We start from the raw sequence: 7,097 nt of genomic DNA, 5'->3' as shown, positions 1-7,097 counted from the left end.
GGCGCGGCCGCGGGCACCGCCTCCGAGGCGAGGCGGACGACGCTGCCCGGCCCGGGCGGGGGCGCGTCCGGCCGGCGCCGGCCGAAGCTGGGGACGAGGCTGTCGCTCATCGCCGGAAGCGGGCGAACAGGCCGGCGCGCGGCGCCGCCTCGCCCACGCCGCCGGCGGCCTGCGCCAGGCGGGCGATGGCAAGCCGGAAGGCGCCGGATGCGGTGACTGCGGGCTGGCCCAGCGTCGCCGCCTGTTCCAGCGGCTTCGGCAGGTCGGGCAGGATCAGGTCGGGCTCGACCTTCAGCGCCTCCGCCACCTGGCTGGTCGGCAGGCCGCCGCGGCGGCCGGCCCGGTTCAGCACCAGCAGCGGCCGGTGCGCCTGGCCCGGCCCGGCTTCCAGCTGCAGCAGCCGCAGCGTGTCGCGGATGCCGGCCAGCGTCGGCTCCAGCACCAGGATGCGTTGCTGCGCCGCATCCGCCAGCAGGCGGCCGAGTCCGCCGGGGTCGGCGGGGGCGTCGGCCACGATGAAGTTGAAGCGCCGGCGCAGCACCTGCACCAGCCGCTCCGCCGCGCCGGGGGCGCAGGCCACCGGCATCGCCAGCGGCTCCTCCGCCGCCAGCAGGTGCAGCCGCTCGGCGACGCGGATGGCGGTGCGCTCCAGGAACAGCTCGTCCACCCGGTCCGGGCTCTCGACCGCGCTGCGCAGGCCGGGCCCCACCTGGGCGCCCAGCAGCAGCCCCTGGGTGCCGCGGTGCAGGTCGGCATCCAGCACCACCGTGTGCCGCTCCGCCTTGGTGGCGATGTACCAGGCGAGGTTGGCGGCGATGGTCGAGGCGCCGGCGCCGCCGCGCGCCGCGGTCACGGTCACCAGCCTGCCGCCGCGCATCGGCGCGGCGGGCAGCCGGCCGCGCACCAGCACCGGGCGGAAATGCTCCGCGACCATGGCCGCGGTCAGCGGCTTGTAGAGATAGTCGGCGACGCCGAGCCCGCGGGTGAGCTGGCGATAGAAGCCGACATCCTCGCGGTCGCCGACCACCAGCACGCGCACATCCGGCTCGACGACGTTGGACAGGTCCTCGAGCGCGGCGATCGGCTGCGGATGCCCGGCGACGTCCACCACCAGCGTCCAGGGCGTCGGCATCTCCCCCAGCGCGGCGATGGCGCGGGCGATGTCGCCGCGGCGGAATTCGGCATCGCCGCGTGCCGCCTCGGCGAAGCCGCTGCGCAACGCCTCCTCGGTCCCCGCATCGGCGGTGAAGCAGACAAGCGCCCGCCGCTCCGGCCGGTTGGGCGACTCGGCCGCCGGCTCGGGCCGCGGGACCTGCAGCCCCTCGGGCATCAGTTGCCGCTCCCGCCGCCATTGGCGACGACGACCAGGCGGGCCAGCCCGGTATCCGGCAGCGGCTTCACCCGGTCGGCGCGCAGCCGCTCGATCGCCTGGGCCGCGGTGGCGCCCTGCGCCCCGGCCTCTCCGGTGCCGCGCACCAGCTCCTCCGGCCGGACCAGCATGGCGCGCAGGTTCCGCTCATTCGCCGCCTCCGGCCGCCAGGTGCCGGGGCGGTGATAGGCATCGGCCGCCTCGCAGCCGCCGAGCAGCAGGGGCAGCAGCAGCCAGGGGAGCGCACGGGTCGCCATGGCGTCCTCCGCAATGCGTGGGAAGGGGTGGGCGCGGCGCCGCGGCGCTGCGGCGGCGGGGTCGGGGCCGAAGGGCATGCCGCCCGCCTCAGTCCAGCCCGAAGCCGGCCTCGCCGGGCAGGCGGGCGGGCAGGCCGCGCCGCTGCGCCACCTGGCGGAACAGCAGGATCCGCTCGAGGTCGGAGGGCGGCACATAGCCATCGGTCGGCGCCCGCAGCGCCGTCGGGTCGCTCTGCGGCCGCACGACATAGGGCGTGATGATGATGACCAGCTCGGTCTCGTTGCGCTGGAAGCGGTCGGACCGGAACAGCGCGCCGAGCACCGGCACCTCCCCGATCCCGGGCAGGGCGCGGCCGAGCGTGCGGGCATTGTCCTGCAGCAGGCCGGCGATGGCGAAGGACTGGCCGCTGCCCAGTTCCACCGTCGTTTCCGCGCGTCGCACCGTCAGCGCCGGGATCTGGATGGAGGAATTGCCGGAAGCGAGCCGCACCGCGCCCTGGTCGGTCAGCTCGCTCACCTCCGGCCGCACGCGCATGCTGATGCGGCCCTGCGACAGCACGGTGGGCACGAAGGCCAGGCTGACGCCGTACTGCTTGAACTGGATGGTGATGACGTTGTCGCGCAGCGCGACGGGGATGGGGAATTCACCGCCCACCAGGAAGCTGGCGGTCTCGCCGCTGATGGCGGTGAGGTTCGGCTCGGCCAGCAGGCGGATCAGCCGGTCCTGCGCCAGGGCGTCGATCAGCGCGTTCACGTCATAGGTGCGGCGGTCGGTCGCCGCGGCGACCAGCTGGCTGGAAAGGTTGATCGGGTCGAGCAGCGCGTTGCGGGTCAGCAGGCCGATGGCGAAATTGCCGGACTGCCCCACCGCCTGCCAGTCGACGCCGATCTGCCGCGTCACCTCGCGCGACACCTCGGCGATGCGGACGCGCAGGTTGACCTGCACCTGGCCGAGCACCGAGAGCCGGTTGTCCAGCTGCTGCCCCTCCGTCAGGTAGCCGCGGGCGATGGCGGCGGCCTGCTCGGCCTCGGCTGCCGTCGCCACCTCGCCCAGCAGGGCGATGCCGGTGCCGCGCGGCTCCGCCCGGACCCTTGCGCCGGGCACCAGGCGGGCGATGGCGCCCTGCGCCTCCGCCGCGCCATAGGTCGAGGGACGCACCGTCACCTCGTATTGCGCGATCGGCGCACCGGCGCCGTCGAGCGCGGCGATGGTGGTCCGGCCGGGCGCGACGCCGAAGAGGAACAGGCTGGTCGGGCTGGCCGGCCGCACCTCCACCACCTTGGGGTCGGCGGCGAAGACCGAGGCGGCGGCACGGCCGAGATGCAGGATGCGACCCGCCCCGGCCTCGATCCCGAGCGGCATGCCGGCGAGCAGCGTCGCGCTGTTCTCCCGCGTCACCTCCCGCACCGGCGGGACGGCGAGCGGGGCCGGGCGCGGCCGCTCGGCCGCCGGCGCGGCGAGCGGTGGGGACGCGGTCTGCGCCGCGGCGAGGGCGGGCAGCAGCGCCAGCGCTGCCGCCAGGGCGGCGCGCCAGGGGATGGGACGCATCAGAACCGGAACTCCTCGCGTTTTGCGGTGCCCTGGAAGATCTGGAGGGTGTGCGGATTGCCCTCCGGCGTCGGCCGGCCGTTGCGGAGCGCCGGCGACACATCGCCGCCCCAGGTGATGGCCGGCTCCGGCGCCGGGCCCGCCTCGGCGCCCGTGGCGGAGCGGATGACGAGGGAGAGGCGGCCGAGCCGGGTGGCCACCGCCACCCGCTCCGCCCCGCGCTGGGTGACCTCGAGCGTGACGGTGCGGGCCTGGCGGCTGATCTCCGGCCCTTCTCCCACCGCGCCCTGCACCAGCGCCTGGTCGATGGCGATGACGCGCGCATCGGCCAGCACGGTCTCCCCCGCCACCCGTCGATAGAGCGGCAGGCTGTCATCGGTGAGCTGCTGGGTGAGCACGACATCCACCCGGTCCCCGGGCCAGATCAGCCCGGCGGCGCCGGAGACCGCATCGACGCCGACCGAGACCGCGCGCATGTCGGGGCCGAGCACGGCGGCGAGGAAGCCGCGATCGCCCGGCTTCAGCAGATCCTCGGCCAGCAGGAATTCGCCGGGCGGCAGGCTGCGGCGGACCATGGCGCCGAGCAGCCCGCTGCGGCCTTCCCGCGTGTCGCGCAGCGCCGCGGCCGGCACCGCCTCCGGCGGCAATTCGCGCACCTCCAGGTCCTCGGGCTTCACCAGCGTGCCGGCGCGGAGCGGGCGCGCGGCGACCAGCACCACGGATTTCGCCGGCGGTGCTTCGGCCACCGGGGGAGCGGCGGGCTGCAGGCTCAGCCAGGCATAGCCGCCGAACCCGACGAAGCCGACGAGCAGCAGGCCGATGAGAAGGATCCGGAGCAGCATGACGCCGTCACTGTGGCTGGATGAGCGTGAAGAAAGTTCCCAATGCGATGGCGACGCCGTAGGGGAGCGGGCCGCGGCGCCGGATCCGCCACGCTTCCGCGCGCAGGACGCGGGCCAGCAGCCCGGTGGGGCGCGGCCCGGCGGGCAGCGGCACCAGCGGCCGCAGCCCGAGCATGCCGAGGGCGAGGACCCCGCCGGCGAGGGCGGTGGCAAGCACGAGCCCGGGCACCGCGCCCGGCGGCACCAGCAGGGCGCAGGCGGCCAGAAGCTTCACGTCGCCGCCGCCGAGGCCGCCCAGCCGCCAGGCGAGCAGCGCCAGCAGGAAGACCAGCAGCGCGGCGGCCAGCGCCCAGGGCAACCGCCCCTCCAGCGCCTGGCCCAGCAGGCCGGCCAGGGCGATGCCGAGGCACAGGCGGTTCGGGATGGTGCGCGCCGCCACGTCGTGCAGCGCCGCAGCGAGCAACGCCATGCCGGCAGCGAGCGCGAGGAGCGTGTCGGTCGGCATGCGAGCAACCGGGGGGATGAGGAAGGGAAGGGCCGGCGGCGCAGGCGATGCGCAGCCGGCCCGGTGGCGTGGCGTGCCGGATCAGACCTTCAGGGTGTCGCGGATCTTGGCGAACACCAGCTCGAGGTTGGTGCCCAGCGTGGTGACGGTGCCGATGATCACCACGGCGACCAGAGCGGCGATCAGGCCATACTCCATCGCGGTGACGCCCTTGCGGTCGGTGACCAGGGACCGGGCGGCGAGGTAGAGCGAGGTCAGCATCGGTGTCTTCCTATGCGGCCGACGGGCGGCGGTTGGGGTGTGCGATCCGGCAGGGAACCGGACCTGCCGTTGCATCCAAGGTGCGGATACAACCGGCTGGCGAGGCGTTGTCTAAATATTTAAATTTTTCTCGTCAACAGGAATTTCAAGCAATCGGAGGTTGCCGTGCTGCCCGTTGCGAAAGGGTCAATGGCCATGCGCCGGTCCGGTCAGCCCATGCGCGGGGTGATCACGCGCGGCAGTCGGCCCGACGCGGGCAGCGGCGGGCGCGGCGCGGCGCCGGGCTGCGCCGGTACCACCACCCGCACCTGCAGCGCCGCCGGGGCCAGCACCGGGGCGACGGCATCGGCACGCGGCACGGCCGAAGGTCCGGGCAGGACGGGCGCCGCTGGCAAGCCTGCCGCCCCGCCAGCCAGTGCCGCCAGGACCCGCAACCGATAAGGCTCGCCGCGCTCAGGCGTCGCCGAATGATACCAGGCGATGGCCCGGGCCCAGTCGCCACCGGCGCGGCGGTGGAGGTCGCGCAGGAAGCCGGCCGCGTAGCGGGCATTCGCCAGCGGATCGAAGGCCTCCTCGATGCTGGCGAAGGCGGCTGGGTGGTGCAGCAGGTTCACCTGCAGGCAGCCGACATCGATGGAGCGCAGGCCGCGCGCCAGCAGCGCGGCGACGGTGGCGACAGCCTCGGCGCGCGAGGCGGCATGGACCCCCATGCCGGCGGCATTCAGCGCCCAGGGCCAGGGTTCCACCCGCCCGGTCTCGGGGTTGCGCCGGCCGCTCTCGGTCCTGGCGATGGCGCCGAGCAGGCCCGGCGGCAGCGCGGCATGCGCTTCGGCTACCGCCACCGCCGTCCGGCAGGCCTGCCAGTCCCCGGCCTCGCCCGCCATTGCCGGGACCGCAAGCGGCAGGAGGAGGCAGAGCCCACGGGCGATCCTCGGTGGCCTTGGCAACATGGCGTCGCCTTAGCGCGGCGAAGGTGACCGGATCGCCAAAAGGGCGAGGCCCCCGCCAGGGCGCCTCGACGTCTCGGAAGCCATGATCCCCGTTGCCATGCGCGCACTGCTCCTCCGCCGTGTCGCCCATCGCTGCACCTCGAACAGACTCTGGCCAGGCCGCGCGCGATGCGTCGCGGCCTCAGCGGCGCAGGCGGTCCAGCAGCCGGTCCACCTCGGCCGCGGTGTGGTAGAGCCCGAAGCCGAAGCGCAGCCGGCGGCCGCGGCGGTCCGTGACGATGCCGCGGGCGCCGAGGCGCGCCTGCCAGGCCTCCGCGTCGTCGAGGTCGAAGGCGAGGAAATTGCCGCGCCGCCGCTCCGCCAGCGGCACCACCAGCCGCGCCGGGTCGAGGCCGGTGCCGGGGAGGCCGGCGACGAAACGCGCCTGCAGGTCATGGCTGTGCGCCTGGATCGCCGCCGCCCCCAGCCCCTGCGCCGCCAGCCAGCCCATCGCCGCGTTGAAGCGATAGAGGCCGGAGGGATCGAAGGTCGCCCCCATGAAGCGCCAGCCATCCGCGGCATAGGGAACGCCCTCGACGCCCGTCTCCAGCGCGCCGAAGCCGGCATACCAGCCGGTGGCGCGCGGCCGCGTCAGCCGGCCCGGCGGGCAATGCACGAAGCAGGCGCCCTCGCCGGCCATGGCGTATTTGTACCCGCCCGCGACATAGAACACGCGCGCCGCCAGCGCCGAGAGATCCACCGGCTTCGCCAGGAAGGCGTGGTAGCCGTCGATCACCACCACCGCCTCGCCGGCGGCCGCGGCCAACGCCTCGAATCCCTCCTGCGCATAGCCGGAGGCGAAGAAGACCTCGCTCACCCAGACCAGGTCGCAGCCCTGCCGCGCCGCCTCGGCCAGGCGGGGCAGGCAGTCCGGCCCCGGCTCGCTCGGGATGCGGGTCACGCGCAGCAGCCCTTCCTCCTCCAGCCGCGCCGCCTGCCGGGCCAGGGAGTGGAACTCGCCATCCGTGGTCAGCAGATGCGGCACGCGGCCCATGGGCAGGCTGGACAGGATGCGCAGCAGGACATCGTGGGTGTTGGGCGCGAAGCAGACCGTGCCGGGGTCCGGCAGCGCCAGGTGCCGCGCGACATGGCCCTGCGCCGCCTGCCAGACCGGGCCCAGCACATGCTCCCACTTGCCGTCCTGCAGGCGGGCGGCATCGTCCCAGGCGGCAAGCTGGGCGTCGCGCGTCACGTCCGGCCAGGGGTGGTGGCTATGGGCGGCCAGATGCAGCCGGTCCGGCTCCGCGCCCAGGAAGCGGCTGAAATGCGCGCGCAGGTCCAGCATGGTGCCCTCCGCAACCCCAGATGCGGTCCGGGCCGCGGCA

General features: G+C 74.8%; 8 protein-coding genes. All 8 read right to left on the bottom strand.

The window, feature by feature from the left end; genetic code table 11:
- Positions 1–106: 106 nt before the first annotated feature.
- Positions 107–1,330 carry an AAA family ATPase gene (locus E2C05_RS14335; RefSeq protein WP_133220327.1) on the bottom strand — a complete coding sequence of 408 codons (1,224 nt, stop codon included), beginning with the start codon at positions 1,328–1,330 and terminating at the stop codon, positions 107–109.
- Positions 1,330–1,626 carry a hypothetical protein gene (locus E2C05_RS14330; RefSeq protein WP_133220326.1) on the bottom strand — a complete coding sequence of 99 codons (297 nt, stop codon included), beginning with the start codon at positions 1,624–1,626 and terminating at the stop codon, positions 1,330–1,332. The genes E2C05_RS14335 and E2C05_RS14330 overlap by 1 nt, the downstream gene beginning before the upstream one ends.
- Positions 1,627–1,714: 88 nt before the next feature.
- Entirely contained in the window at positions 1,715–3,175 is a 1,461-nt protein-coding gene (locus tag E2C05_RS14325) for a type II and III secretion system protein family protein (protein WP_133220325.1), read from the bottom strand.
- Complete coding sequence (gene cpaB / locus E2C05_RS14320; protein WP_133220324.1) at positions 3,175–4,017, bottom strand: Flp pilus assembly protein CpaB; 843 nt, start codon at positions 4,015–4,017, stop codon at positions 3,175–3,177. Before cpaB ends, E2C05_RS14325 begins: the two co-directional genes overlap by 1 nt.
- A gap of 7 nt (positions 4,018–4,024) precedes the next feature.
- A complete protein-coding gene (locus E2C05_RS14315; RefSeq protein ID WP_133220323.1) occupies positions 4,025–4,522 on the bottom strand; it encodes an A24 family peptidase in 498 nt (165 codons plus the stop codon).
- A gap of 81 nt (positions 4,523–4,603) precedes the next feature.
- Positions 4,604–4,783 carry a Flp family type IVb pilin gene (locus tag E2C05_RS14310; protein ID WP_133220322.1) on the bottom strand — a complete coding sequence of 60 codons (180 nt, stop codon included), beginning with the start codon at positions 4,781–4,783 and terminating at the stop codon, positions 4,604–4,606.
- Positions 4,784–4,992: 209 nt separating this feature from the next.
- Complete coding sequence (locus tag E2C05_RS14305) at positions 4,993–5,667, bottom strand: transglycosylase SLT domain-containing protein (RefSeq protein WP_158292121.1); 675 nt, start codon at positions 5,665–5,667, stop codon at positions 4,993–4,995.
- A gap of 247 nt (positions 5,668–5,914) precedes the next feature.
- Positions 5,915–7,057 (bottom strand): aminotransferase class V-fold PLP-dependent enzyme, encoded by a 1,143-nt coding sequence (locus E2C05_RS14300; protein ID WP_133220320.1) that lies wholly within the window; start codon positions 7,055–7,057, stop codon positions 5,915–5,917.
- Between the last annotated feature and the right edge of the window lie 40 nt (positions 7,058–7,097).

This window comes from Paracraurococcus ruber (assembly GCF_004353985.1).
Taxonomy (GTDB): Bacteria; Pseudomonadota; Alphaproteobacteria; order Acetobacterales; family Acetobacteraceae; genus Paracraurococcus; species Paracraurococcus ruber.
This window is presented reverse-complemented; position numbering and strand designations above follow the sequence as displayed.

What these genes read in the sequence shown, in the direction of transcription:
- cpaB (WP_133220324.1), bottom strand. Translation starts at nt 4,017, where the DNA reads ATGCTGCTCCGGATCCTTCTCATCGGCCTGCTGCTCGTCGGCTTCGTC.
- E2C05_RS14305 (WP_158292121.1), bottom strand. Translation starts at nt 5,667, where the DNA reads ATGGCGGGCGAGGCCGGGGACTGGCAGGCCTGCCGGACGGCGGTGGCG.
- E2C05_RS14325 (WP_133220325.1), bottom strand. Translation starts at nt 3,175, where the DNA reads ATGCGTCCCATCCCCTGGCGCGCCGCCCTGGCGGCAGCGCTGGCGCTG.
- E2C05_RS14300 (WP_133220320.1), bottom strand. Translation starts at nt 7,057, where the DNA reads ATGCTGGACCTGCGCGCGCATTTCAGCCGCTTCCTGGGCGCGGAGCCG.
- E2C05_RS14335 (WP_133220327.1), bottom strand. Translation starts at nt 1,330, where the DNA reads ATGCCCGAGGGGCTGCAGGTCCCGCGGCCCGAGCCGGCGGCCGAGTCG.
- E2C05_RS14310 (WP_133220322.1), bottom strand. Translation starts at nt 4,783, where the DNA reads ATGCTGACCTCGCTCTACCTCGCCGCCCGGTCCCTGGTCACCGACCGC.
- E2C05_RS14330 (WP_133220326.1), bottom strand. Translation starts at nt 1,626, where the DNA reads ATGGCGACCCGTGCGCTCCCCTGGCTGCTGCTGCCCCTGCTGCTCGGC.
- E2C05_RS14315 (WP_133220323.1), bottom strand. Translation starts at nt 4,522, where the DNA reads ATGCCGACCGACACGCTCCTCGCGCTCGCTGCCGGCATGGCGTTGCTC.